This window comes from Chryseobacterium sp. FR048, assembly GCF_056844665.1.
The window spans coordinates 757,301-783,150 of record NZ_JBXDSE010000002.1 but is presented as its reverse complement, the minus strand read 5'-3'; the positions used below and the strand labels follow the sequence as shown (position 1 = coordinate 783,150).

The following is a 25,850-nucleotide window of genomic DNA, read 5'->3' as shown; positions in this document are numbered from 1 at the left end:
TAGGCTCCCAGCTCTTATGCTATCAGCTTTTTTCATAAATTTAAAGTCTTTAGGTTTGCCGTAAAATATTCACTTATATTTCTTATTTATTCCATTGATAATGCTAAACCCGTTGTTTTTTTAATGCTTTGATGGTAATTATTTATTATATTTAATTTTCTATTACCAAAAAAATATTAAACTATGGATCTATTTGTGTTAGTGCCAATTTTTGGTGTCGTAGCTTTGCTTTATACATTTTTTCAGAGCAACTGGGTGAGTAAACAGAATGCGGGAAATGAAAAAATGAAAACGATCAGCGGACATATTGCTGACGGTGCCATGGCTTTTCTAAAAGCCGAATATAAAATTTTAACTTATTTTGTCGTAGTCGTCGCCATTTTATTGGCTGTAATGGGTTCCAGTAATGCCAATTCACATTGGAGCATTGGAATTGCATTTGCTGTAGGAGCTGTCTTTTCGGCATCAGCAGGATTTATCGGGATGAAGATTGCTACCAAAGCGAACGTAAGGACAGCAGAGGCTGCAAGAACCTCACTTTCCAAAGCGCTTAAAGTTTCTTTTACAGGAGGTTCCGTGATGGGGATGGGAGTGGCTGGACTCGCTGTTTTAGGATTAGGTGGATTATTCCTGATCATTAAACAGATCTTTGCCCCGGATGCAACAGTAGATTCACACGAAATGGAAAGAACCATCGAAATTCTTACCGGATTTTCTTTAGGAGCTGAATCCATTGCCCTTTTTGCAAGAGTAGGAGGTGGTATTTATACAAAAGCAGCAGACGTAGGAGCAGATCTGGTAGGGAAAGTAGAAGCAGGAATTCCGGAAGATGACCCTAGAAACCCGGCAACCATTGCTGATAATGTGGGAGACAACGTAGGAGATGTGGCAGGAATGGGAGCAGACCTCTTTGGATCTTATGTAGCAACGGTTCTGGCAACCATGGTATTGGGAAGAGAAACCATTTCTGATGATGCTTTTGGCGGGTTTGCCCCGATTCTTTTACCAATGCTGATTGCAGGAACAGGAATTATTTTTTCAATGATAGGAACTTTATTTGTAAAGATCAATGATAATGAAGGTTCATCTACTTCCAGTGTGCAGAATGCTTTAAACTTAGGAAACTGGGGAAGTATCGTCATTACGGCTATCGCCTCTTATTTCCTGGTTACCTATATCCTTCCTGAGAAAATGGTTTTAAGAGGACATGAGTTTACTAAAATGGGAGTCTTTGGAGCCATTATGGTAGGATTGGTTGTAGGAACTTTAATGAGTATTATTACAGAATATTATACGGCTATGGGGAAAAGACCGGTTTCCAGTATTGTGAGACAGTCTTCCACAGGCCATGCTACCAATATTATCGGTGGACTTTCCGTAGGAATGGAGTCTACCTTACTTCCGATTATTGTTTTGGCAGGAGGTATTTACGGATCTTATCTATGTGCCGGACTATATGGGGTGGCTATTGCAGCAGCAGGAATGATGGCTACTACAGCCATGCAGCTGGCGATAGATGCCTTTGGACCCATTGCTGATAATGCAGGCGGTATTGCCGAAATGAGTGAACTCCCTAAAGAAGTCCGTGAAAAGACAGACATTCTGGATGCCGTAGGAAATACAACGGCTGCCACAGGAAAAGGATTTGCTATTGCTTCAGCAGCTTTAACAGCATTGGCACTATTTGCCGCTTTTGTAGGGATTGCAGGTATTGATGGTATTGATATTTACAGAGCAGATGTTCTGGCCGGATTATTTGTAGGGGGAATGATTCCGTTTATTTTTTCCTCTTTAGCCATCACAGCGGTTGGACAGGCTGCTATGGCCATGGTAGAAGAAGTGAGACGGCAGTTTCGTGAAATTCCGGGAATTCTGGAAGGAAAGGCACAACCTGAATATGAAAAATGTGTGGCTATTTCTACCGATGCCTCCATCAGAAAAATGATGCTACCGGGTGCTATCGCTATTATTTCACCATTACTGATCGGGTTCATCTTTGGTCCTGAAGTATTGGGCGGATTCCTGGCAGGCGCTACGGTAAGTGGTGTTCTGATGGGAATGTTCCAGAATAATGCGGGCGGTGCCTGGGATAATGCTAAAAAATCCTTTGAGAAAGGAGTAGATATTAACGGTCAGACCTATTACAAAGGTTCAGAGCCTCATAAAGCATCCGTAACGGGAGATACTGTTGGAGATCCGTTTAAAGATACTTCGGGGCCGTCAATGAATATTCTTATTAAGCTGATGTCGATTGTTTCCTTAGTGATTGCGCCTACTTTAGCGGTTTTACATAAAGATAAGATTGAAGCTAATAGAAAAGCCAAAATAGAAAGCCTGACCGGAATTTCCAATGCGGATACTCCGACGGTACATGTCGATCTTAAAACGGTTTCATCTTCTTCAGGTGAAGTTCAAGGTCATCTTAATGAAAGCGGAGATTTCGTATACGAAACCGGAAATATTCAAAAAATAAAACTGAAAGGCGGAAAAACCATTGCATTAGGAGATGGCAGCCAGATATACAATCTTTATAATGCCATTAACAAAAAGGATAAATCTGTTTTGGATCCTGATAAATGGTATACTATCGAAAATCTTTATTTTGAAACAGGATCAAGCGATCTGAAACCTGGATATGAATTACAGCTGAATAATCTGGCAGAAATACTAAACGCTTATCCAGATCTTAAAATAAAATTGGGCGGTTATACAGACAATAGCGGTAATGAAGAGAGCAATCTGCAACTTTCTAACCTCAGAGCACAGACCGCCAAGTTGAAACTTCTTGAATTAGGTGTTCCGGCTGACAGAATAGAAGCAGAAGGGTATGGATCACAACATCCGGTTTGTGAAGCAAATGATACTAATGAATGTAAAGCCAAAAACAGAAGAATTGATGTAAGAGTTCTGGCTCTGTAATATCAATTGAAATACAAATCAAAGCATCGCATCTGCGGTGCTTTTTCAGTTTTATATCATAAAGAATCTTTTGATACAAAAAGAATTAGTGATTCAGATGTTTTGTTTTAGAAAGCTAAGAATACCCCCTTCAACGCTAAGGAAGCACTGCTGCTACCCAAAAGCTTCGTAAGAATCAATGTATTGATTCCCTCTTTGCTCCCTCAAAATATGGCAGTAACAAAATAAAAACTTTGCGTTTACAAAAAACACTAATTTATACTAAACTTATCACACAAAAATCAGAGAATTTTCGTAATTTTTTTTGCCACGAATGAACGAATAATTTTCTCTATGGATACAATTAAACATATATGATTTATTCGTGCATTCGTGGCAATTATAAAAACGCTATTAGATTTTAAAAGAATTTCTGTGTCATTAAAGGTTTTTCCTCAAATGCTCCAATGCCTGAATAATCAGGTCATCCTTCTTTGCAAAGCTGAATCTGATATAGTCTGAATTCTGTCTTGAGTTATAAAATGCGGAAAGTGGCAGACAAGCTACTTTTTTTTCAACAGTCAGCCATTTTGAAAATTCTACATCCGTCATGGTCTTGGACACATTCCTGAAATTGACAACCTGAAAAACACTGCCTTCAGCCAGTTGCTCGATCTGTAAAGGTGTTTCTTTGAGAAGCTCACTGAAAATATCTCTTTTCTTCTGCATTATCGTTTTATTCGTTTCAGGGGCAAATACTTCCAGATATTTTGCCAAAGCATACTGGGCAGGAGCATTGGCGCTGTAGGAAATGTATTGCTGGTGGCATCTGAACAGTGAAGTAAGTTCTTCAGAAGTGAGCATATAGCTGACCTTCCAGCCGGAAGTATGAAACATTTTGCCAAAAGAAAAAATACAGAAAGTCCGATTTCTGAGGCCTGGATGAATCATCGAACTGTAATGTTCTGCTTCATCATAGCAATACGTGTCGTAAATTTCCTCTGAGATCAAATAAATCTCCCGGTCCCTGATCAATTCATAAAGTTGTTCCCAATCTTCTTTTTTCCAGATTTTTCCGGTTGGATTTTGAGGAGAGTTGATAATAATTGCTTTGGTTTTCTCTGAAATTGAATTTTTAAACATCTCCCAGTCTACCGTAAAATCCTGTTCGAGATCATAATATACAGGAATTCCACCGTTCATGACGACAGCAGGTCCGTAGGTATAATAAGAAGGCTGAATAATGATCACTTCATCATTCTGATTTAAAATAGATTTAAGGGCGGTATATAAAGCAAAGGTTGCACATGGGACAACGGTGACTTCATTAGCAGTAACAGAAATTTTATTTTTACGTTTTGCGTTAAAAGCAACTATATTTTCAATGAGTAGAGGGTTTCCGGCAAGCGGTTCGTAATGATAAGTATTCAGGTCGGCAGATTCTTTTAAAAAGTTTTTCAGCCGATCATCAATATCAAAATCAGGAAGGCCTAAAGAAAGATCAAAGCTTCCGTGTCTAGATGCCAGCTCAGACATTTCTGTGAAGAAGGAATAATGCGTAAACCTGTGAATTTCTTTCATCAATCTTGTAATTTTTTCAAATGTAATAAAAAATCAATATCGTTTATGTTTTATTTTTGGTAATTCGTTAATTATTTACTTTGTTTATTGTCTGTTCAATAAGTTTTCAGCCAGATGTGCAGATTCAATAAAAATTGCTATTTTTAAAAGAAATTTATTCCCTATGAAAAAACTACTTATTCCGCTGTTTGCCATTGCTGTATTAACTAGCTGTGGAACGGCAAAAACGTCTGATGGGGCGTCTCATCCTGTTTCAACAAAGCATGACAAGGCTTTTTCCAATGCTTATAAAATGATCAAAGCAGAAGATTTAAAGAAAAACCTTTACGTAATTGCTTCTGACGAAATGGAAGGAAGAGATACCGGAAGTAAAGGACAGAAAAAAGCGGGAGAGTATATCGTTAATTACTATAAAAGTCTTGGAATCTCTGGTCCTAAGGCATTAGGGTCTTTTTATCAGAAAGTGCCTTCAGAATTTATGAAGAAAAGAGGTGGGGATAACCTTCCTGATTCTGAAAATATTCTGGCTTTTATAGAAGGAAGTGAAAAGCCTGAGGAAATCGTTGTTGTTTCTGCTCACTATGATCACGTAGGAACCAAAAAAGGAGTGGTTTATAACGGAGCAGATGATGACGGAAGTGGAACCGTAGCCGTAATGGAAATGGCCAAAGCATTCCAGGAAGCTAAAAAAGCAGGAAAAGGACCGAAAAGATCTATTCTTTTTCTGCATGTTACAGGAGAAGAGCACGGATTGTTTGGTTCTGAATATTATTCCGAAAACCCGGTTTTCCCTTTAGCCAATACGGTAGTGGATCTTAATATCGATATGATAGGACGTGATGATCCTGCTAACAGAGGGAAACAGTATGTTTATGTAATTGGATCTGAAATGTTGAGCTCTCAGCTTAAAGTGATCAATGAAGCAGCCAATAAGAGAACCAATAATCTGGAACTTAATTATAAATATGATGATTTGAATGATCCTGAACAATTGTATTACCGTTCAGATCATTACAACTTCGCCAAGCACAATGTTCCGGTAGCATTTTTCTTTGACGGAATCCATGAAGATTACCATAAACCGACAGATGATCCTGAGAAAATTGATTATCAGTTATTAGAAAAAAGAACGCAGCTTATTTTTACCACTGCATGGGACATTGCCAACAGAGCAGAAAGAATTGTAGTTGACAAAAAATAATCAATCCTAAAGATAATATAGGCAAAGGTGCAAAATTTCCGGTTGACCATCAGTCATTTTGAAAAACTGCACCTTTGCCTGTTTCATGAATAACCATATGATGAATGTAATAATCCGGGAGGCCGGGCTGAAAGATATTCCACAAATTCAGTTTGTAAGAAATTCTGTAAAGGAGAATCGATTGTCAGACCCTGGATTGGTTACAGATAAAGATTGTAAAGAGTTTCTTTTTGAAAGAGGTAAAGGCTGGGTAGCTGAAACAGAAGATCAGATTGTAGGTTTTTCTATTATTGATCTGAAAGAAAAGAATATCTGGGCTTTATTTGTACACCCCGATTTTGAAAATAAGGGTATAGAAAGGAAACTTCACGATGTCATGCTCAACTGGTATTTTGAAGATAACAGGGAGAATATATGGCTTGGAACTTCTCCGGACACAAGAGCTGAAACATTCTATCGGATGTCTGGCTGGAAAGAAGCAGGAACCTATGGGAAAGGCGAAATTAAATTTGAAATAACTTACCATATCTGGAAAAATAAAGAATGATGACATCCCATTTAAAATCAATCAGACCTTTTATCGGCGCACAAAATTTTGAGATCAGCCGGAGTTTTTACCGGGATCTTGGTTTTGAAGAAGTGGTTCTGGAGCCCAAACTGTCTTTGTTTCAACGGGAAGAAATAGGGTTTTATCTTCAGGATTATTATGCGAAAGACTGGGTTGACAATACTATGATCTTTATGGAGGTACAGAATACCGACGAATTTTGGAAGGAACTTCTGTCTTTACAGCTAACTGATAAATATGAACAGGTAAGGCTTACTCCTGTAAGGACAATGGAGTGGGGAAAAGAATGCTTTGTACATGATCCTTCCGGGATTTTGTGGCATTTTGGAGAATTTTTTTAAGAGAAAGAAATATGATTTACGCATTTGATACCTATTATTATGACCACGTTGCCAATACGGTGTGTATTGCCTTTGAAGACTGGGCATCAGAAAAAGAGGTAGAGGTTTTTATAGAGCAGACATCCATCAGCTCAGAATATGAAAGCGGAGCATTTTATAAAAGAGAATTGCCCTGTATTCTAAGTTTATTAAAAAAGATAACACTAAAACCGGAAGACATTATCATTGTAGACGGATATGTGACATTGGATAATGAAGGAAAGGTCGGGCTGGGAGGCCACCTTTATCAGGCTCTGGAAGAAAAATTTCCTATCGTAGGAATTGCCAAAAACGGCTTTACATCACCTGATGGGCAAAGAAGAAGTGTTGTCCGCGGAGAAAGTAAAACACCTCTCTTCATCACTGCTAAAGGAGCGGATGTAGATGAAATTAAAAATAAAGTGGAGCAGATGCATGGAGCTTACAGGATCCCAACTTTGCTGAAAAAGCTCGATCAGCTGAGCAGAATGTAACAGAACAATCATGTCTTACAATAAATAGGTAAGACATTTTTTTTAAAATCAAATTATACCAATCGGTATAATTTGTTATATTTGTATAAATCTTAATAAAGAATAAATAAAATTTTTTAACCTTAAATATACCGATCGGTATATTGTAAAATAAATAATATGAAAGAAGTATTTATCATCGCCGCGAAGCGAACACCTGTGGGTGGATTTATGGGCAGTCTTTCCGGGTTTATAGCCTCTCAGTTAGGAGCTCAGGCTATACAAAATACGTATGAAAGCATACAGCTTGCTCCGGAATACATAGACAGCGTATACATGGGAAATGTATTAAGCGCCGGATTGGGTCAGTCACCGGCAAGGCAGGCCGCAATCTTTTCAGGGATCCCGGTAGATAAAGATGCTACAACCGTCAATAAGGTGTGTGCTTCAGGAATGAAAGCTGCTATGATTGGAGCACAGCAAATCCAGTTGGGACTTGAAAATATCGTCATGACAGGTGGGATGGAAAGTATGAGCAATGTTCCTCATTATGCTTATCTCCGGCAGGGAAAAAAACTGGGCGATGCTGCATTTACTGACGGATTGATAAAAGATGGTCTGTGGGATGTGTACAATGACTTTCATATGGGAAGTGCAGCAGAGCTCGGAGTAAAAAAATATGGACATACAAGGCAGCAGCTGGATGACTATGCATTGCTTTCGTATCAAAGGGCCCGGAATGCATCCTCGGAAAATAAATTTGACAATGAGCTGATCAGCATTTCCGTCAAAGGGAAGAAAGGAACTACTGTGATCACAAGAGATGAAGATATAGATAAACTTATTCCTGAAAAAATTTCACTGCTTCAGCCTGCTTTTGAAAAGGATGGAACATTGACCGCAGCGAACTCCAGTAATCTGAATGACGGTGCAGCAGCCATTCTACTAGGTTCTTCAGAAGCTATACAACAGCATGGACTTAGCCCTCTGGCTAAAATTATTGCCTATGCTGATGCCGCTCAATCTCCCGAATGGTTTACCACTTCACCTTCCATAGCTATTAACAAAGTCCTGAAGCAGGCTGGCCTTAATCTTTCTGATATTGACTATCTCGAAATAAATGAGGCCTATTCCTCTGTCATATTATCCAATCAGCAGATTCTGGGGTATGACCTTGATAAAGTGAATGTTTATGGTGGGGCAGTTGCATTAGGACATCCCATTGGAGCCTCAGGAGCCAGAATTATCACAACTCTGGTGAATGTATTGCGCCAGGAAAAAGGAAGATATGGTATTGCTGCGATCTGTAATGGCGGTGGGGGAGCTTCAGCAATGCTTATCGAAAATTTGAGTTGAGACACAATCATTTATTAGGATAAAGATCTGTACAATCAACTTTATCTGCTAGTTTTTTGCCACGGATACCTTTAGATTTGCAAAAGAATTTAGTAATAAATTAGATTTTAATTAAATTCTGAAGAACCAGAGAAAATAAAGTGAACTAAACGAATGCATAGATACGAACTATTTCGTGTATCAGACTCTATTTTCTCTTTTGAATACTCGCCATTTAGAATTTTAAGCATTGCGGCTTATTAAAGGTTTTAGCATGACCCAAAATGGTTCATTCAGGATTACCCTAAATCCAAAGTTATGAAAACTTATTTTATTGGAATAGATATTTCCAAGGATCGTGGATTCGTGGCAAAAAAAAAGTGTAACACTTGCTGAAGATCTTAGATCTTCTTGCGCCTTAAAATACCCATAATGTATATAATCCTTTGCGCCTTTGCGATTTCCAACAAATCTATGTCATTTGCAAAATTTAATAGAGCTCAAAAAGCTTAACAGCATAGAAATAAAAAAGCGCTCCCAAAATGGAAGCGCAATATGAAATAGAAAAAGGAATTCTGGCGTACCGTTATTTTGTGCTGGTGAATTCTTTGGATTGACTTTTATTTTCAGCGATGACATTGATTTTAATGAACATAAAATTATTGGTTCGCAGATTTTGCAGATGACCAGGATTCTGTGCGTAAAGTATGGAAGGTTGGAAATCGCAAAGGCGCAACTTCTTTTACATACAAAGTGTTGTAAGACGCAAGGATTTTATTTTCGATAAAATTGTATACCGCTGAATATTGCCACAGATGCGGTATGCTGTAAACTAGTCTATAGAATCTTCGCCGTGGTAAAAAGAGATGAACCTTTTGTCAATTTAATAAGATATAATTTGCATATGTCTTAGGATACACGAATAAAGAAAATTTGTGTATTCGTGGCAAAAATGTTTAAATCCTTATCACAAATTGTCAGCTTTTCTCCAGATTATACTAAACAAACTGAATATCTGTAGTTTTGAAATAATATTTATCCTATTTAAATTGAATTATTTTAGTTGTTTTACATTGAAAATAGGGGATATTCTAATAAACTGATAAAAATCATTTCATTCTTATTTTTATTGATTCTAAATAAATATAAATTTGTCTCAAGAAATTTTTAAGAATATATGAAAAAACTAACTACCTTTTCTGCTGTTGTTCTCTGTTCACTGATGGAGGCACAATCGCAATATTGTAAACCTTCCTTCCAGTATGGAGCTGACAGTAATATGATTACTAATGTTACTTTCGGTGGGATCAACAATTCATCATCGGCTCAGTCCGGGTCTGCAACTGTTTATGAAGATTTTACTGCATTATCAACAGATCTGCAGGCAGGGAGTTCTTATCCCATATCTGTAAAGGGGCCATCCAGTACGTTCCCTAGTGATGTAATGGTTTATATTGACTTTAACCAGAATGGTAATTTTGATGATGCAGGAGAAAGCTTTTATATCGGAAGACTGGGAGCAGCCAATCCTTTCAATGCCTTTACAGTTAGTAATACCATTGTGATCCCTGCTAATGCGGCTAACGGCATTACAAAAATGAGAGTTCTTAAAAATACGAATGTTATGGCCTATTCGGACCCCAATGCTGCTAATTCAATACACTCGGCTTGTGATACGGGACTAAGAGCAGGGCAGACAGAAGATTATACTGTCAATATTGCAGGAAATACACCCAATTTTCCATCCCCTTATTGTGGAACTGAAAACATTACAAGTCTTACGGTAAGTGAGATCAGTGGAGTAGAATTCGCCGGAATGGTTAATAATAGTGCTATTGATGGTAACTCGGATGTACTTGAGAATTTTACGAGCGTAGTTTTCAATGTCAATCGTGGTAATTCTTATCCTATTACGGTGACGGGAGGTACACATGGACAGTCTACCGTATCAGCTTATGCTTATATTGATTTTAATCACAATAATCAGTTTGATGCGGATGAGGCGTTCAATCTGGGGTATCTGGATAACTCCAATCCGGTAGCTCATGAGCAATCCGGGACGGTATTCGGGAATATCAATATCCCTTTAAATGCTTTATTGGGAGAAACCCGTTTCAGACTGGTAAAAGCATATGAATCAAATTCATCGATGGGAGTGTTGGAAAATCGCCCTTGTCCTAATGGATGGTTTATCGGCCAGGTAGAAGATTATACCATCAATGTAAAACCGGAAATGCTGTCAACGGTGGAAGTTACTAAAGATTCGTCAATAAAACTTCAGATATATCCTAATCCGACTACAGGAAATGTAGTGATTAAAATGAAGGAAGTCCTAGAAAAATATGAAATTTATAGTGCATCGGGGCAAAAGATCATGGAGGGTAACTCTGTGAACGTAAATACAGACCGTCTTATTCCTGGAATCTACCTGATGAAGATCCAGACCAGAGACAAAAAAGTGATCACTGAAAAGATCATTAAAAAGTAAAAACACATATCTAATCATATCCATATCAATTTTTGTTTTTTAATCGGCAGGTTTCTATCCTGTCGGTTTTTTTTATGTATTGAAAATACTTGATTTAAGAGCACTTTAACTAAAAACATTATTTAATGGTGAATTGTTAAAGTTTAAAAGAAAATTATTAACATTTCCAGTTGGATTTTATCAAAACTTTATCAGGTCTGATTCTTCTGCCATTGAGGAAATGAATCTATTTTTACAGAAAAATTGGAACCTCATTATTTCATTGTGAAAAGTCTTTGAATACAGGCTGTCCTTTGATAATGAACCAGAGAATCTACTACCATGAAGAAAATAATACTTGCTGCCGGAATCGCTGCCGGATTCTGGGCTCAGGCTCAAACCCAACGTTTTATCTATGATGTTGTCTACAAGAAAGATGCATCGTCTGAAGTTCTGACCAAAGAAAACTTTCACCTGGATGTCTATCCGGACAGAAGTGAATATTATCAAAGAGATTTTTTTATTGCCGATTCCTTGATTAGTAATAATATTCAATTTCCTAAAGATGCCAAACTCAATACTTCTACGATTGTTGCCCATAAAAAAGGCGAAGAACTCTACGATGAGTATGATCTGCTGGAAACAACTGTGTTGAAATTACAGACCAAGGATACCCAAACCTGGAACCTGACCAATGAAAGTAAAAAAGTCAAAGATCTGACCCTGCAAAAAGCAACCACGCACTATGGCGGAAGAAACTGGACCGCATGGTTTACCAAAGAAATTCCTTTTCAGGAAGGTCCGTATAAATTTCATGGACTGCCAGGGCTGATCGTGGAACTGTATGATGATAAGAATGACTATAAATTTGATCTGGTAAAGTCTGTGAAGCTGGATAAGCCTGCCTCGAATATGTTTATTAAAATGTCTAAAGAAATGAGCGTACCCACCACCTGGGAAAAATATAAAAGCACAAAGCTTGCTTATTACGAATCCCCTATCAATTTTCTCAGAAATGGGAGAGAAGGAGATCAGTTCTTTTTGAATGACGGAACCAAAGTGAACCCTGCCAACAGGCGTGAAATAAATGACCGGATGAAGCAAACGATCAAAAGATTTAATAACCCTATTGATCTGGACAGGAAAATCAATTACCAATAGCTAATCGGTTTCAATACTATTCAGCCACTTATATACGGATCAGATATTCCATATATAAGTGGATGACAAATAAATGGATATTTGCATCAGGATTCAGATCCCAGAAGGTCCATAAGATCCTGTCTGGACAGTCCCTGGAATTTTGTTCCGTCTGTTTTGAGGAGATTTTGAGCCAGTTGTTTTTTCTTTTTCTGCAATGTCAGTATTTTCTCTTCAACAGTATTGGTGCAGATCATCCGGACGGCGATGACGTTTTTGGTCTGTCCTATACGATAACTTCTGTCAATAGCCTGGTTTTCAATGGCAGGATTCCACCATGGATCTACAAGATAAATATAGTCAGCCTGGGTAAGGTTGAGCCCTACACCCCCTGCTTTTAAACTGATCAGGAATACCCGTATTTCTTTATTATCCTGAAAATTGGATACTTTTTCCCCTCTGTCTTTCGTCTGCCCTGTAAGATATTCAAACCGGATGCCCTGCTTTTCAAGTTCAGCTTTAATCAGGTCCAGCATTCCGACAAACTGAGAGAATACCAGGATTTTATGATCTTTTGATTTCCCGAGGATCTGTTCCATCAGGATCTCGATTTTTACTGAATGCTCTCCCGAGTATCCTTCTTTGATCAGGACAGGGGAATTACAGATCTGCCGGAGTCTCGTAAGCCCAGTAAGAACATGCATACTGTTTTTGTTGAGATCATCCTCGTCATTTGCGGCAATAAACTCACGCAGCTCTTTTTCATAAGCATCATAGATCTTGCGTTGTTCAGCATTCATCTCACAATAGATAACGGTTTCTGTTTTTTCAGGAAGTTCTTTAGCTACCTGTTTTTTTGTTCTTCTGAGAATAAATGGTTTTATTTTCTGCTGAAGTTCCAGTGCTCGTTTACTATACTCAAATTTATCGATAGGAATAGCATAAATGTCTTTAAAATACTGTTTGCTGCCCAGAAGTCCGGGACAGGCGAAAGAAAGTTGGCTATATAGATCAAAAGTGCTGTTTTCGACAGGAGTTCCGGTCAATACGATTCTGTTTCGTGACTGAAGCAGGCGAGCCGCTTTATATCGCTCTGAATTCGGGTTTTTAATGGTCTGCGATTCATCGAGGAAAACATAATTGAAATTGAATGTTTTCAAAAACTGAATATCAGATACCAGCATTCCATAACTGGTCAGAATGACTTCATAGTCTTGCATATGAGCCGTAGTTTTAGGTCTGTCGGCTCCATAATGCAGCAAAATTTTTATAGAAGGAGCAAATCTTTCGATCTCTTCCTGCCAGTTGAAGAGCAGGGAAGTAGGCACCACGATAAGATTGGTGGTATGCCCCCGTTTTTTTCTCTGTGACAAAATAAAAGCAATGATTTGGACGGTTTTTCCCAGTCCCATATCATCAGCCAGACAGCCGCCAAAGTTGAATCCGTCAAGAAAGTTCAGCCAGTTGAGCCCTTCATGCTGATAATCCCTTAATTCGGTTTTCAGCTCTGCAGGAATATTGACCTCAGGGATATTTTTAACCTTTAAAAACCGGGATGAATAAGTCGTTAATTCATTCTGGACCTCTTTACTCAGTACTTCTTTTTCAAAAAGAGAAGAGATCTCTGTAAAATTGATTTTCGGAATTTTTAATAATTCTTCATCGATTTCTCCAGCCTGAAAGTAGGTGGTAATTTTCTCTATCCATTCCTCAGGAAGAATCCCTAAGGTACCGTCATCCAGCTGTACAAACTTACTTTTATTCCGAAGGGTTCTGTGAAGTTGTTTTAAAGTGGCTTCTTTTTGCCCAAATCCTACTTTTAGCTTAGCATTGAACCAGTCTAGCCCGCTGGTGATCTGAATGTTGATCTTTGCCCGGTGAGGATTAAGTTTATTATTTTTGAGTTCATTGAAACCCAGGATAGTGATTCCTTCATTCCTCCATATTTCAAAAGCTTCAAGAAACCAGTTGTTTTCCATGAATTTGTCCCTGTGCAGGTAAAAATACTGGTATCCATCCATCTGTTCTTCAAAATCAGGATGCTGCTGCATGATCAGGGAGGTAAAGCGTGCCTCTGCAGCGTCATTTCTTTCTATTTTAAACGGATTTCCATTCTGGTCCGTATCAAAAATCTGCTTTCTTGAATAAACCGGAACTTCTACCTGACCATACTTCATCACAGGAGTAATTCCAATATAATTTTCCTGCTGGCGGAGATAAACAACCTTTTCCATCTGATAATTTTTATCTTCAAGCTGTACTTGTGTTGCGGTCTGTATGTAGCTGTAATTGATATGAATGCGTTCTTCAAGAGTGTGCAATGTGTTTTGCATAAAAGCCTCATATTTTGAATAATGAATGAGCAGAATTTCATTATTGGCCTTAAAGAACCTGATGATTTTTAGCATGTCAGGATGTGCTACAAGACTGAAAGTGTTGTTGTTATAGATGAAGTACTCGTTTCGTAGAACTATATTTTTAAAAGGGATCGAAGTGTCATTGAATTGTAACTCTCCTGTAATTTCGTAAAAAGGATCTTTCTTAAATACAGAAAGTTGTACCTCGGCATCTAAAGCGTTAAGTTCAATAGGACTGAGTGACCTTGCAGACACGGTATCTGCAATTTCCCGGTCATGATAATATACTTCAAGCTCCAAAGGATTCTGTACAATAAGTTTTAATGCTTCAAGCTCTGCTGAATTATAATCTTCGTTGTAATTGTTTTGAAAAGAATTGATCGCCGTATAGAATTTAATCTCCTGAGGTTTTTCAGCTTTCCATATGAGCTGCATGGCATCTACGGGGGTAACGGGGTTCTTAATTTTCCCGGTTTGTGTGATCTCTGCTTCCATCAGGGAAAAGGTCAGATGGTTGTAATAGCGGTGCTTTCCAATCACCAGGATCTGCTTTTTACCTGTATCTGACAGCGCCAGTTCATCCAGTTTAGAAGAATGTTGGGGCAGAAGATCCCTTTGAAACATCATATCATCTACCGGAAGCATTTCTCTGATCTTTGGCAGGATTTCAATTTTTCCTTCATGGTATTCTATCTGGAAGTAGGTGTCGAAATCCGGTTCGTTTTCCAGACCGTATCCTTTAGCTTTGGGAATCAGGATCTTTCTACGAAAGTTGTCATCAAAAAAGACCCGGAAATTTTTCTCTTCCAGAAGCGAGTGAATGATTTCTGCCTGATGTGAGCAAAGCTGCTTCTCAGAAATGTCACAGGTACAGGAACAGAGAACCGAGCTGCCAACCTTACTGATTGTCACCATCGGAAAATCCTGAAGTGAAGATTTCTTTGTAAAAATGCCTGTATTGTTCTCAATGGCAACGGGGTAGATTTCATGAAAGTCCGTGATGCCTACAAAGGAACTCTCTGTGGTATGTTTCAGCAGATCATATACAGAAAGAGTGCTGAAATTGATATTTTCGAGAATATATTCTGCCATAAAAATTGATCGGACAAACTTACAAAAAAACGATGAATGGGTCTGTTTTAAAAAATCCATTTTGGCTACAGCTTCATCCGTTTTGGCAACTTCATCCTTTTTTTGAATGCAGACCTTTGTCATGTAATTTTTAAATAAAGAAAAAATGAAGACAATTTTCATAACAGGAGCTTCTACAGGATTAGGAAAAGCAACTGCCCAATTATTTCAGAACAAAGGATGGAAGGTAATTGCTACCATGAGAAACCCAGATGCAGCTGCAGATCTTGCTTCTTTGGAAAATGTGACAGTACTTCCGTTGGATGTTACCAATCCGGAACAGATCAGAACAACCGTGAATCAGGCACTTGAGCTGGGGGATATTGATCTGGTATACAATAATGCCGGATATGGGCTTATAGGGCCTCTGGAAGCTTTGACAGATGATCAGATCGTAAAACAGCTGAATACGAATTTATTGGGTGTGATCCGCGTTACCCAGGCTTTTATTCCTTATTTCAGAGAAAGAAAAAGTGGAATGTTTATTTCTACAACTTCCATAGGCGGATTGATCGCTTTTCCTTTAAGCTCAACTTATCATGCTACTAAATGGGCATTGGAGGGTTGGAGTGAAAGTCTTGCTTTTGAGCTTAATCCGTTCGGAATTGATGTTAAAACGGTCTCTCCTGGAGGAATCAAGACAGATTTTGTAAGTCGATCATTAGATTCAGCAACAAGCCAGGCCTATGAAGTAATGACGAATTCTATGTTTTCTAAGATGGAAGGCATGATGGATGCCGCTTCAACGCCGGAACAGATTGCAGAAGTAGTATATGAAGCTGCTACAGACGGTAAAAAGAAATTGAGATATGTAGCGGGAGAGGATGCAAAAGCTTTGTATGCCCAGCGTCTGGAATTAGGTGATGAAGCATTCAGAGAACAGCTTGGAAAACAGTTTATATAATCACTGTATATTATTCTGTATCAGATGATATTGGAGGATTATTTTGTCCTAAATTTATAAAAGGTAAGGAGAAATAGAATATTTATACCGTATTGTTTATCAAATAGTTTAAATTTATAGTATGGAAAAGAAAGAAAACAGTCCGCTGAAAATTTCCTCTATTTCAGAGCTGCACGATCTGCTGCGTCTTCCTAAGCCGCTTCATCCATTGGTAAGCCTTGTGGATAATACAAAAATGGCTATTGACAAAGATATGCTTAGAAAGAGCTTTATTTTGAATTTTTATAAAATTTCCTATAAATACTCCACCGTGGGGAAAATGGGCTACGATGGGGCTTCTGGACAGCATTACGAATGAACTGAATACAGCCATTGATGAAGTGAGCCAGGATCTTATTGTTTCCTATATTGAAGTTCTTCTCAATTACAGCAATCGCTATTACAAACGGCAGTTTATCACGAGAAAAGCCGCCAACAGTGATCTGCTGACCAAAATGGATGAAATATTGGAAGATTATTTCAATAAACAGGAAACATTGACCAAAGGCCTTCCTACGGTAGAATTTCTGGCTTCAGCACTGCATCTTTCTCCGCATTATCTGAGTGATATGCTCAGAAACCTTACCGGGCAGAATGCCCAGCAGCATATTCATGAAAAGCTGATCGAAAAAGCAAAAGAATACCTTACCACGACCAGTTTTTCGGTATCGGAAGTTGCTTATGCATTGGGATTCGAGCATCCGCAGTCTTTCAATAAACTGTTTAAAAAGAAAACAGAGGAGACCCCTCTAAGCTACAGACAGTCATTTAATTAAAAATAGAAATATCCGGTAAGAGAATGCCGGATATTTTTTTTCAGCCAGACCCTCAGTAAAATAAGGAATCATTGTCAGATAAAAAATACCGGATTTCAGGTAGATGAAAATACTTTTTTTTCAGGATTGCCCCCTTTTGGAACTAAAAATAAATTTGTAGGAAAAAGAGATACCTATCCAATTTAAAAATATCCAAATATGAAAAAGCTAAATTCTATCTTATTTCTCATAGCGGGAATGGTGGTTTATGCACAGCCTTCTATAACAAAATCTGCTGTTGACAGAGTCGGTATAGCTACTACTTTTAAAGCCGGAGATGTTCCGCTTACTGTAACTTCAGGTCCTTCGGGAGCGAATGTGACGTGGAATTTTTCTGCTTATACAGGGGCTAATACTTCTACGTCTACTATGAATGCCTGCCCTGGGCAATCGAACTGCTTTCGGTTTCCAGGAGCCAACAGAGTTACAAAACCGAGCCTTTCCGATACTTATGACTTTATTTCAATCTCTGATACGGAAGCTCTGATGCTGGGAACGTATTCCGGGCCTACAATGGGAGATGTTACCATGACCTACACAGATCCTTTGATTGATTTTAAGTTTCCGGTTACTTATCTGCAGCAATTTACCGATAATTATCAGATCAATACTACCGGCGGGCTGGGAAACTCCACCGAAACAGGTCAGGTAGACTATACTGTAGATGGGTATGGCACCATCATAACTCCTACAGGAACTTATCCTAATGTGGTGAGAATAAAAAGAATGCGAACCGCTACCCAAACGCCGGGACCTTTTTCCTATACCAATGAATCGTATATGTGGGTAAGCCAGAGTGCAGGCATTGTATTTAATTTTGCAATTAATACCTTTACTTTCAACGGGACTACCAATGTGACGAAAAGTGTTTCTTATCCGGAAGCTGGGGCATTGTCAACCATTGAAACGGAAATTAAAAAAGAAGAAGTATCGGTATATCCGAATCCGGGTTCAGATTTTATTACTTTAGCTTCAAAAGAAAGTATTAAAACCGTGAAGGTTACTTCTTTGGACGGAAGAATTGTTCTGACAGCAGAAAGCCCTGAAAATATTGATATTTCAAAACTTCCGAAAGGAGGATACATCCTTCAGGGAGAATTGAAAAAAGGAGGTTCTGTTTCGAAGAAATTTATAAAAAAATAAAGCTGAATTCAGCGGTTGGAGGTTTTAAAGTAAGAGACAGTATAGCATCGTGAAGGGGATGGCTATACTGTCTTTTTATTTTTTATAGGGTTTCAACAGAGTTTTGCTTTTCTCTGATCAGATTTTCAATTTTAAGTCTTGCCATTTCCCATTCGTCATCCAGAATACTGTAGTAAGCAGCATTTCTTGTGGTACCGTCACTTAGCACCTTGTCTTTACGGAAAATACCTTCAAATACACCACCGATTTTTTCTATGGCTTTTCTCGACCTGAAATTATTATCTTTTGTTTTCAGCTGTACCCGGTTGGTTTTTAGTACTTCGAAACAGAAGGTGAGCAACAGTAATTTACATTCCAGATTAACGGAGGTCCCCCAGAAATCTTTGGTAATCCATGTCCAGCCGATTTCCAGTTTTTTGTCGGAAGGAAAAATCTCAAAAAAACGGGTCGAACCTATCAGCTTTCCGGTTTTTTTGTGGCGTATTACAAAAGGGTACTGATTTTCAGTTTCTCTCTGAGATAAGGCCGATTCATAGTTTTGATTGAAAAGTGTTCTGTCTGAGCAGTCTGTAGGAACCAGTTCCCAAAGCTCTCTGTCTGCCGCTGCTATATACAACTCTTCAAAGTGTTCTTTTTCCAAAGGAATCAGATCAACGGTTTCTCCTTCTAAAATGGTAGGATAAGGTATCCATTTTGTCTTCATAAATTACGTTTTGATAGATCAAATTTAACGAAAAGTAGAGGATAACGATATTAAAATAAAGTGATCTTTTGTTTTTTCGGAATACTAACTGATATTTTGAATAGCATCAATCATCCATTGATCTTTTTTAATAAGCGTATACTTTAATTTCATCCCACAATGTTTCAGATGGCATTCCACATAGCATAACTGGTCATTTACAGGTTTTACTGTAAATTGTATACTGTCTATGTTTTTCAGGTCAGACTGATAATCTTCCTGGGTCAGGAAGAAGTAATTGTAATCGAAATTGGCAGGCGGGCCATCGTTAGCTGGGTTTTGTCTGAAATATTCATCTCCGTCCGTATATCGCTTTTTATAAGTGCTTATAAAACCAGGTGAAAAGAAACCTGTATTGCTAAGGAACTTTATTTCTTTTTCCACTTCTTTAAAATCGATATAATAATTGGCGGCATCATCCGTTTCAGCAACGATTCCTCCTTTTACCGTATCGAAAGCATCCAATTGATCTTCATGATCCCTGTACCATTGGAAGAACGTTTTTACTGTTTCAACGGGAGACTTTTCCTGAATTTCCGGTGTCTGAATTTTTGTGTTGTTTTGTTGAATCGTATCTTGTGATAAAGGCTTCTGTGAAATTTCTTCTTTTTTGCAGCTAACCAATAACGTCAGCGATGCAGAGAGCAATAGTGTTTTTTTTAACATGGTTGATTTTCCTTATTTCAGAGGGCTAACTTACAAAAAAATACAATGGAACCTATCTTCTTCCCTCCGATACAGCCACAGAAAGTCTTAATTTTTAGGGTCATTTTTTGATCTTATAATTTTCCCGATAGGTATTGGCGGTAATTCCTGTACAGCGTCTGAAATACCGGCAGAAAAGGGAAGAATCCACAAACTGCAGCTGATTGCTTACTTCTTTGATGGACAATGAAGTCGTTTTAAGGAGTTCCTTGGCATGTTTTATCACCCTGTAGCTGATCCATTGCTTGATGGGCTTTCCGGTTTCCTTTTTGATCAGACTGCTTAGATACTGAGGAGATAGATGAAGCTGATCAGAATAGAAGAGGACACTTCTCTGCAAATGCCCATGTTCATTCAGCAATTCAAAAAAATGTTCTATAATATTCTGACTCCGGGTCTGCAAGAGGCTGTTGTTTTTAATAACCGGAAGATAAAGCTTCGAAACCAGCTCAAGCAGGGCATAAAGGAGATATTGTACCGCTTCTACAGTGCTTTCTTCTTTTGTTCGGGAGTGATATTCCTGTATCAGCCGGACAGTAGACCAGATAAGCTTTCCCGCTGAAGTATCAACCTGAATGACAGGGCTGTATTTGATTTCATCACTGGCAAGAAGAACGGTAAGGAAACTATAGGTACTGATGAAATCCAGTGAAATGAAGAATACGGTCAGATTCAGAGGTTCACTGCAGGAAACAGGCCCAAGATCCGTATCAGGCAAAAGCATGACCATCGATTTACTCTTCATATGAAAAGAAGAAGTGTTGACCTGAAGCGTTAGCTCACCGTCTGATACAAAACAAAGGACCAGTTTATTCAGGTTACCTGCACTTTTATGAAATGCAGTGAGATCATTCGCTTTGTATTTTTCAATATATAATCCTTCAAATTTTGGTTTAATATCTATCATGATGAATGGGGCTGGCTTCTCAGAATACTTATCCTTTTTATGGGGAAAATTCCCGTGATCAAATGTAAGCAGTTAATTTTTCTTTTTTCATAAGGTGTTTAAAATGGAATATAAAATATCAAAAATGGAATATCTTTTTTTGAAAGACTGTGCCTAACTTCGCAACCGGAAATTTAAATCAAATACCTGTCAAAATGCACGATAGAGAATCTTACAATGCGAAAATGCCTGCAGCCTGTTTTTTACTTTTCTTTGCCCACGGTCTTGTTTTTTCATCCTGGGCGAGCAGAATTCCGGTTATTAAAAATGAACTTTCAATCAATGAAGCGGAGCTGGGAACTCTTTTGCTCCTCATGCCGATAGGGCAGCTTTCTACGATGGTTCCGGCGGGTAAACTGATCAGCAGATTCGGGAGCAGTCAGATCATTAAGACCTGCTTTTTACTCTATCCCGTTTGCCTTTTGCTGATTGCAGTCTCGCCTTCCTACTGGGTACTGGGACTTGTATTGTTTTTCTTTGGTGTTTTCGGAAACCTATGCAATATAGCCATGAATACACAGGCTATTGAAATTGAAAAGATCACCGGAAGAACCCTTTTGTCCTCCTATCATGGGGCCTGGTGTTTTGCAGGTCTGGTAGGAGCTGTTGTGGGATTATTGGCGATCAATATTAATGTAGGAACCTTTTATCACTTTGTCTTTACATTTGCTCTTGTGGCCGGGCTTTGGTTCTATAGCAAGGGTAAGCTTACCAATATCATTCATCAGGTAGAGCCGCAGAGGCAGTCCGTTTTTAAATCGGTCAATCCCACACTGGTAGGACTAGGAGTTATAGGATTTCTAAGTATGGCTATTGAGGGAGCGATGTTTGACTGGAGTGGAGTTTATTTTCAAACCATTGTAAAAGCGCCGGAAAAACTTGTTATACTGGGATATACGAGTTTTATCTTAATGATGACTTTAGGAAGGTTCGTAGGAAATCGGGTCATAGAAAAGCTTGGGAAAAAGACCGTATTACAGTGTTGTGGATTGCTGATGAGCAGTGGACTTTTTCTGAGTGTTTTCTTTCCTGAGCTTTGGGTTTGTATTATTGCCTTCATGATCATAGGACTTGGCGGCTCTCTGAGCGTACCGTCGGTTTACAGTGCTGTAGGGCAGGTAAGTACTGTGGCTCCAAGTATTGCATTATCTTTTGTCTCCAGTATTTCGTTTTTAGGATTTCTGATGGGACCTCCTTTAATCGGATATATTGCTGAAGCATTCGATCTCAGATATTCTTATGGCTTGTTTGCCTGTTTCGGAATTCTACTGACCGTAATCGCAGGACAGCTGACCGTATTTAAGCATAAAAATTAAGGACATTTCAGGTTAATTTTGACATCTGTTAGTGCATTTTTAACATTTTTTCATCCCGGAAAGAATTTTAATATAGCTGTTTGAAATTCCAGAATAGAGAAATATGAAATTATTGCATCCGAAAACCTTACCTTTATTAAAACTTTTCTTCAATGAAGTCTGCATCAAAGATTGTCAACGAATCTGTTATTGATCAGTCATTTGCCGTACAGCGGATGGCTGGGAATATTCCTTATTTCGAAAATTTTATCAGACTTCATTATCATCGCATCCTGGTCATAGAAAATGGAAAAGGAATTCTTACAGTAGATGACCGGTCTTTTGAAATCAAAGAAAATACGGTCTTTTTATTGTCTAAAGGCCAGATTTATCATTTCGGAAAACAATCTGCTATCAATGGGCTCTGGATTTCTTTTGGGGATTGTTTCTGGGAAAAAGCCCCTACCAGTGCGAGTAACTGTAAAGCAGTTCTGTTTAATAATGCAGCTGCCAATCAACGGTTGGAACCTACTCAGCTGGAAATGACCGAATTTCTGTCTTTATGCAACAGTCTACTGACAGAATTTGAAATGGGACAGTATACCAATCAGGTTGACGTAATGGCTGCTTACCTTAAAATCATCATGATTAAACTGGCGAATATAAAACTGGTGGAAGAAGAAACATTCGACAGCCAGGATTATATTATCTACCGAAGATTTATGGAACTGCTGAGTGAGCAATACCGTCATTTACATGCCGTAAGTGATTATGCTGAACTGCTGAATATTACGCCAAGAAGGCTTAGTGAACTTTGTAAACGTTGCAGCAACGCCAGTGCAAAGGAAATCATCAACGGGCAGATCATAGCCGAAGCTAAAAGACTACTACAGTTCAGCTCCAGCTCCGTAAAGGATATTGCTTATCAGCTGAACTTTCATACATCTGAGCAGTTCAGCCATTTCTTTAAAAAGAATACGGAAATAGCACCTGTAAACTACCGTAACCACTTCATTCATATCGGGATTGAAGTTTAACCGAAATTTTGACATTTCATCCGTATATATTGCTATTCTTTGAGGGTTAGAATCAAAATACCTTTGAGAAAAATAATTCGAGCTATGTCAGTACATCGTATGAAAGAAGTTGCGGGAATTGTGATCCCGGACAGTAAAATTGCCACAGAAGCCACAGAACTTCTGTTGGAACACGGAACAGAGTTTATTTACAACCATTCCCTGCGTGTTTTCCTGTTTTCATCATTGAATGCAAAACGTAAAAGTATGGCTCACGATTCAGAATTGCTGTATGTGGCCTCTGTATTTCATGATCTGGGACTTGTTTCCCATTACAGCAGCCCTGATCTTCGTTTTGAGGTAGACGGAGCGAATGCTGCCCGTGATTTTTTAAGAGGTCATGGGATCGCACAGGATAAATTGCAGTTGGTATGGGATACCATTGCCCTGCATACCACCATTGGAATTGCTGAGCATAAGGAGAATGAAGTCGCTTTAATGTATTCCGGAGTGGGATTGGATGTGATGGGAGAAGGATATGAACACTTAAGCAATGAACACAGAGAAGAAATTATAAAAGCTTTTCCGAGAGATGATTTTAAAAATAAGATCATTCCTGCTTTCTTTGGTGGTTTTGAACATAAAACAGAAACTACTTTTGGCAATATAAAAGCAGATGTCTGTGCTTTTATGATCCCAAATTTCAAACAGAAAAACTTCTGTGACTGTATTCTGCATTCTCCCTGGTCAGAATAAGAAAATGCCTGGCAACTGATCCTACAAAACCAGAAGTACTTTGGTATTGATCTTAAAGTCACAAATGCAGCAAGGAAAAATGGCTGCATTTGTGGCTAAGATTATTGTTTATTCTATCCAACGCTCTATAAGATGAAACCATAACGCTTTTTCTTCATTCAAAAGAAAGACCGCTGATGATTTTCTTTTGTTGGCTGATTCTCCGGTAACCTGAATTTCCGTATACGTTGCCAGACCATGATGATCAGAATGGCTGACGTCTATGTCTTGAACCTGAACGCTGCGCTCAGGGAATTTTCCGTATACGGTTGGAAGCCATTCGGAAAACATGTTGAATGTGACCGTATCGCCGTTTCCGTTGATCATTTTAAATTCCGTAGAAAATCCGGAAAGCAGTTTCTGATAAAGAGCCTCCTGATTTTCAGAATTTCCCCGGAACCATTGTTCAATCGTTTCATGAAATTCCGTGATCTCTTTAGTGATTTTTTCTGTGTTGTTCATAAATTTAAATGTAAGTTATTTTTGAATGTTTTTTCAATTTTTTACGGCTGAATGTACTTTTTCAGGCGGCTGGTCATTCCTATTCCAAAGATCTGAAAGATGCCGATCATCCCAATTGCGATAGCAAAAGCACCGGAGAATCCCAGAACTTTAATCATATTGAAAAATAAAGTCCCAATCACAGCTCCCCCTGTTACACTTCCTACCTGTATACCAATACTCACCAGACCTGAAGCCTGACCAGCCTTATCTTTAGAAACCAGTGAAATAGCGGTTCGCATCATGATAGGCATAATGGTACCATGTCCTAATCCCGCGATCAACAACGTAATACTTGTGATCAGAGAGGGTCTTTCCTGGAAATAAAAAGCCAGCGCACTGAGAATAAATCCGCCCATCAGCAATCCCAGACCAGCATAGATCATCTGATAAGAGGCCCACTTTAATTTCGGGATGATGAACGGTCCAGCAAAAAAGGCAATTCCATAGGGGATGATGGCAACTGCTGTCTGCATAGAGGTTTGATGCAGAAACTGCTGTAGGTAATAAGGATAGCAGATAAAGAGCCCTGCTGTGAAATTGTAAAAGAAGATGATCAGAAGGCTTAATGTGAAGGGAGAATGCTGCAAAAGGGTAGGATCTATAAGGGTAGGCCGTTGCTTTTTGAATAAATACATCTCATATTTCAAAAAAGCTTTCAGGAAAAGAACTCCGATAAACATGATTCCGAATATATACCATGCCCAATGGTATTTTTGCCCGAAGATCAGAGGACATATCAACATGAGCAGAGCCGTAACCAATACTAGTGAACCTGTAAAATCTATACCTGTCTTTTCTTCACGATGATCAGTATCCATCGTGAAATGAATTCCCAGGATGCAGATCAGGGTCACCGGAACATTAACAAGAAATACAATTTCCCAGGAGAAATAGGTCCAATGAATACTGAGAAGGAGCCCGCCTAGCAATTGACCCACCACAGACGCCAGGCCAAATACCGAGCTGAAAATCCCGATAGCTTTCGGCTGTTCCTGGCTGTTGAATAAAACTCTTATAGAAGCTAATACTTGCGGCGCAAGCAATGAGGCTCCAATACCCTGAAACAATCGTGAAATAATCAGCCAGGTAATATCCGGGGAGAACGCACAGGCAAGCGATGACAATAAAAAGAGATATAGTCCTATTGTAAAGATTTTCTTCCGACCATAAAGATCTCCGAGCCGTCCGCCACAAACCACAAGAGCTGCGTAAGTAAGTCCATAAATGGCAACAACCATCTGCAGCTGGTGATCACTGGCTTTGAATGCTCTTTTTATAGAAGGTAATGCCATGTTGACAATAAAATAGTCTAATGGGGAAAGAAATGCTCCGGCTACCAGGAAATTGAGAGCCTGCCACCGTTTAGGATATATATTCATTTTTTTTTATGCAAAAATAACCTCTTGATATTCTGGTAAAATTGTACTTTTAGAGGA

At 38.7% G+C, this 25,850-nt stretch carries 20 protein-coding genes and 1 pseudogene; 14 read left to right on the top strand and 7 right to left on the bottom strand.

Features of this window, described 5'->3' with window-relative positions:
- The first annotated feature begins 183 nt into the window (after positions 1-183).
- Positions 184-2,919 (top strand): sodium-translocating pyrophosphatase, encoded by a 2,736-nt coding sequence (locus AC106K_RS08465; protein ID WP_482444494.1) that lies wholly within the window; start codon positions 184-186, stop codon positions 2,917-2,919.
- A 420-nt stretch (positions 2,920-3,339) separates the two neighbouring features.
- Here the strand turns inward: AC106K_RS08465 and AC106K_RS08460 are convergent, their stop codons facing one another.
- Positions 3,340-4,479, bottom strand: a complete 1,140-nt coding sequence (locus AC106K_RS08460; RefSeq protein WP_482444492.1) for an aminotransferase class I/II-fold pyridoxal phosphate-dependent enzyme — start codon at positions 4,477-4,479, stop codon at positions 3,340-3,342.
- Between the two features lie 163 nt (positions 4,480-4,642).
- Here AC106K_RS08460 and AC106K_RS08455 point away from each other — a divergent pair, with 163 nt between their 5' ends.
- The 7 genes from AC106K_RS08455 to AC106K_RS08425 all read left to right on the top strand — a co-directional run bounded on the left by AC106K_RS08455 (position 4,643) and on the right by AC106K_RS08425 (position 12,043).
- A complete protein-coding gene (locus tag AC106K_RS08455; protein WP_482444490.1) occupies positions 4,643-5,680 on the top strand; it encodes a M28 family metallopeptidase in 1,038 nt (345 codons plus the stop codon).
- 97 nt (positions 5,681-5,777) lie between these two features.
- On the top strand, positions 5,778-6,227 hold the full coding sequence (locus AC106K_RS08450; protein WP_482444488.1) for a GNAT family N-acetyltransferase: 450 nt from the start codon (positions 5,778-5,780) through the stop codon (positions 6,225-6,227).
- Positions 6,227-6,589: a VOC family protein gene (locus AC106K_RS08445; RefSeq protein ID WP_482444758.1), complete on the top strand. Its 363-nt coding sequence runs from the start codon at positions 6,227-6,229 to the stop codon at positions 6,587-6,589. Before AC106K_RS08450 ends, AC106K_RS08445 begins: the two co-directional genes overlap by 1 nt.
- A gap of 11 nt (positions 6,590-6,600) precedes the next feature.
- Positions 6,601-7,101 carry an endonuclease V gene (locus AC106K_RS08440; protein WP_482444486.1) on the top strand — a complete coding sequence of 167 codons (501 nt, stop codon included), beginning with the start codon at positions 6,601-6,603 and terminating at the stop codon, positions 7,099-7,101.
- Between the two features lie 159 nt (positions 7,102-7,260).
- On the top strand, positions 7,261-8,436 hold the full coding sequence (locus AC106K_RS08435; protein ID WP_482444484.1) for an acetyl-CoA C-acyltransferase: 1,176 nt from the start codon (positions 7,261-7,263) through the stop codon (positions 8,434-8,436).
- Between the two features lie 1,156 nt (positions 8,437-9,592).
- A complete protein-coding gene (locus AC106K_RS08430) occupies positions 9,593-10,903 on the top strand; it encodes a T9SS type A sorting domain-containing protein (protein WP_482444482.1) in 1,311 nt (436 codons plus the stop codon).
- Positions 10,904-11,224: 321 nt separating this feature from the next.
- On the top strand, positions 11,225-12,043 hold the full coding sequence (locus AC106K_RS08425) for a GLPGLI family protein (protein ID WP_482444480.1): 819 nt from the start codon (positions 11,225-11,227) through the stop codon (positions 12,041-12,043).
- 86 nt (positions 12,044-12,129) lie between these two features.
- Here the strand turns inward: AC106K_RS08425 and AC106K_RS08420 are convergent, their stop codons facing one another.
- Positions 12,130-15,594, bottom strand: coding sequence for a DEAD/DEAH box helicase (locus AC106K_RS08420; protein ID WP_482444479.1), 3,465 nt, complete (start codon positions 15,592-15,594; stop codon positions 12,130-12,132).
- A gap of 22 nt (positions 15,595-15,616) precedes the next feature.
- Here AC106K_RS08420 and AC106K_RS08415 point away from each other — a divergent pair, with 22 nt between their 5' ends.
- From AC106K_RS08415 to AC106K_RS08405, 3 genes and pseudogenes are all read left to right on the top strand, one after another.
- A complete protein-coding gene (locus AC106K_RS08415) occupies positions 15,617-16,414 on the top strand; it encodes an SDR family oxidoreductase (RefSeq protein ID WP_482444477.1) in 798 nt (265 codons plus the stop codon).
- Positions 16,415-16,535: 121 nt separating this feature from the next.
- Positions 16,536-17,229: pseudogene (locus AC106K_RS08410) on the top strand (helix-turn-helix domain-containing protein).
- 198 nt (positions 17,230-17,427) lie between these two features.
- A complete protein-coding gene (locus tag AC106K_RS08405) occupies positions 17,428-18,411 on the top strand; it encodes a T9SS type A sorting domain-containing protein (protein WP_482444475.1) in 984 nt (327 codons plus the stop codon).
- A gap of 82 nt (positions 18,412-18,493) precedes the next feature.
- Here the strand turns inward: AC106K_RS08405 and AC106K_RS08400 are convergent, their stop codons facing one another.
- From AC106K_RS08400 to AC106K_RS08390, 3 genes are all read right to left on the bottom strand, one after another.
- Positions 18,494-19,114 (bottom strand): GNAT family N-acetyltransferase, encoded by a 621-nt coding sequence (locus AC106K_RS08400; RefSeq protein WP_482444473.1) that lies wholly within the window; start codon positions 19,112-19,114, stop codon positions 18,494-18,496.
- 84 nt (positions 19,115-19,198) lie between these two features.
- The gene (locus tag AC106K_RS08395; RefSeq protein ID WP_482444472.1) at positions 19,199-19,819 is read right to left on the bottom strand and encodes a hypothetical protein; all 621 of its coding nucleotides are present in this window, start codon (positions 19,817-19,819) and stop codon (positions 19,199-19,201) included.
- A 100-nt stretch (positions 19,820-19,919) separates the two neighbouring features.
- Positions 19,920-20,765 carry a helix-turn-helix domain-containing protein gene (locus tag AC106K_RS08390; RefSeq protein WP_482444470.1) on the bottom strand — a complete coding sequence of 282 codons (846 nt, stop codon included), beginning with the start codon at positions 20,763-20,765 and terminating at the stop codon, positions 19,920-19,922.
- Positions 20,766-20,959: 194 nt separating this feature from the next.
- Here AC106K_RS08390 and AC106K_RS08385 point away from each other — a divergent pair, with 194 nt between their 5' ends.
- The 3 genes from AC106K_RS08385 (at position 20,960) to AC106K_RS08375 (ending at position 23,871) form a co-directional block, all read left to right on the top strand.
- Positions 20,960-22,120 (top strand): MFS transporter, encoded by a 1,161-nt coding sequence (locus AC106K_RS08385; protein WP_482444468.1) that lies wholly within the window; start codon positions 20,960-20,962, stop codon positions 22,118-22,120.
- 152 nt (positions 22,121-22,272) lie between these two features.
- Positions 22,273-23,136, top strand: coding sequence for an AraC family transcriptional regulator (locus AC106K_RS08380; RefSeq protein ID WP_482444467.1), 864 nt, complete (start codon positions 22,273-22,275; stop codon positions 23,134-23,136).
- A gap of 84 nt (positions 23,137-23,220) precedes the next feature.
- Complete coding sequence (locus AC106K_RS08375) at positions 23,221-23,871, top strand: HD domain-containing protein (RefSeq protein ID WP_482444465.1); 651 nt, start codon at positions 23,221-23,223, stop codon at positions 23,869-23,871.
- 108 nt (positions 23,872-23,979) lie between these two features.
- On the opposite strand, the gene AC106K_RS08370 is transcribed toward AC106K_RS08375, so the two are convergent.
- Both AC106K_RS08370 and AC106K_RS08365 read right to left on the bottom strand, forming a co-directional pair.
- Positions 23,980-24,372 (bottom strand): hypothetical protein, encoded by a 393-nt coding sequence (locus AC106K_RS08370; RefSeq protein WP_482444464.1) that lies wholly within the window; start codon positions 24,370-24,372, stop codon positions 23,980-23,982.
- A gap of 41 nt (positions 24,373-24,413) precedes the next feature.
- Positions 24,414-25,793 (bottom strand): MFS transporter, encoded by a 1,380-nt coding sequence (locus AC106K_RS08365; protein WP_482444462.1) that lies wholly within the window; start codon positions 25,791-25,793, stop codon positions 24,414-24,416.
- Between the last annotated feature and the right edge of the window lie 57 nt (positions 25,794-25,850).

Coding starts and splice junctions, on each gene's coding strand:
- AC106K_RS08365 (WP_482444462.1), bottom strand. CDS start 25,793: ATGAATATATATCCTAAACGGTGGCAGGCTCTCAATTTCCTGGTAGCC.
- AC106K_RS08455 (WP_482444490.1), top strand. CDS start 4,643: ATGAAAAAACTACTTATTCCGCTGTTTGCCATTGCTGTATTAACTAGC.
- AC106K_RS08435 (WP_482444484.1), top strand. CDS start 7,261: ATGAAAGAAGTATTTATCATCGCCGCGAAGCGAACACCTGTGGGTGGA.
- AC106K_RS08415 (WP_482444477.1), top strand. CDS start 15,617: ATGAAGACAATTTTCATAACAGGAGCTTCTACAGGATTAGGAAAAGCA.
- AC106K_RS08400 (WP_482444473.1), bottom strand. CDS start 19,114: ATGAAGACAAAATGGATACCTTATCCTACCATTTTAGAAGGAGAAACC.
- AC106K_RS08450 (WP_482444488.1), top strand. CDS start 5,778: ATGATGAATGTAATAATCCGGGAGGCCGGGCTGAAAGATATTCCACAA.
- AC106K_RS08430 (WP_482444482.1), top strand. CDS start 9,593: ATGAAAAAACTAACTACCTTTTCTGCTGTTGTTCTCTGTTCACTGATG.
- AC106K_RS08420 (WP_482444479.1), bottom strand. CDS start 15,594: ATGACAAAGGTCTGCATTCAAAAAAAGGATGAAGTTGCCAAAACGGAT.
- AC106K_RS08390 (WP_482444470.1), bottom strand. CDS start 20,765: ATGATAGATATTAAACCAAAATTTGAAGGATTATATATTGAAAAATAC.
- AC106K_RS08375 (WP_482444465.1), top strand. CDS start 23,221: ATGTCAGTACATCGTATGAAAGAAGTTGCGGGAATTGTGATCCCGGAC.
- AC106K_RS08440 (WP_482444486.1), top strand. CDS start 6,601: ATGATTTACGCATTTGATACCTATTATTATGACCACGTTGCCAATACG.
- AC106K_RS08395 (WP_482444472.1), bottom strand. CDS start 19,819: ATGTTAAAAAAAACACTATTGCTCTCTGCATCGCTGACGTTATTGGTT.
- AC106K_RS08425 (WP_482444480.1), top strand. CDS start 11,225: ATGAAGAAAATAATACTTGCTGCCGGAATCGCTGCCGGATTCTGGGCT.
- AC106K_RS08385 (WP_482444468.1), top strand. CDS start 20,960: ATGCACGATAGAGAATCTTACAATGCGAAAATGCCTGCAGCCTGTTTT.
- AC106K_RS08380 (WP_482444467.1), top strand. CDS start 22,273: ATGAAGTCTGCATCAAAGATTGTCAACGAATCTGTTATTGATCAGTCA.
- AC106K_RS08460 (WP_482444492.1), bottom strand. CDS start 4,479: ATGAAAGAAATTCACAGGTTTACGCATTATTCCTTCTTCACAGAAATG.
- AC106K_RS08370 (WP_482444464.1), bottom strand. CDS start 24,372: ATGAACAACACAGAAAAAATCACTAAAGAGATCACGGAATTTCATGAA.
- AC106K_RS08465 (WP_482444494.1), top strand. CDS start 184: ATGGATCTATTTGTGTTAGTGCCAATTTTTGGTGTCGTAGCTTTGCTT.
- AC106K_RS08405 (WP_482444475.1), top strand. CDS start 17,428: ATGAAAAAGCTAAATTCTATCTTATTTCTCATAGCGGGAATGGTGGTT.
- AC106K_RS08445 (WP_482444758.1), top strand. CDS start 6,227: ATGACATCCCATTTAAAATCAATCAGACCTTTTATCGGCGCACAAAAT.